The organism is Pyxidicoccus trucidator (assembly GCF_010894435.1).
GTDB lineage: Bacteria > Myxococcota > Myxococcia > Myxococcales > Myxococcaceae > Myxococcus > Myxococcus trucidator.
In genome coordinates this window covers 1-386 of record NZ_JAAIXZ010000123.1, presented here as the reverse complement: position 1 = coordinate 386, position 386 = coordinate 1, and the positions used below count along the sequence as shown (strand labels likewise).

The window sequence follows — 386 nt, the reverse complement described above, 5'->3', positions numbered from 1 at the left end:
AAGAGGCCCCACCGGTCGATGTCCACGTTGACGCGGTTGTTGAAGAGGAAGGCGTGGCCGAACTCGCTCAATCGGCCGAAGCGATACACGTTGTAGCCAGCGGCCAGCAGCCCCAGCGGTGCGGCGCCCAGCGCGAACAGGCCCACCTTCCGCGCCGCCGGCTTCCAGTTGCGCCCCAGGGCCTTGAGTTGCTCCAGCCGAGGCCCGGGGCCCGGGCACAGCGCCTCCAGCACGAAGAAGAGGCCCGCGAAGAACAGCGGCGTGCGGGTGAGCGTGGCCATGGAGAAGAACACTCCGGCCAGAACAGGCCGGTGGGCACGCAGGGCGTTGCGCACGTAGAGGCAGGTGAGGGCCACGCCCATGACCTCGGCGCTGAACCAGACCTC

Annotated in this window: 1 pseudogene; it reads right to left on the bottom strand. The window is 68.9% G+C overall.

Annotated features, from left to right (window positions below):
- Positions 1 to 386, bottom strand: a pseudogene (locus G4D85_RS48705) (hypothetical protein); the annotation flags it as partial.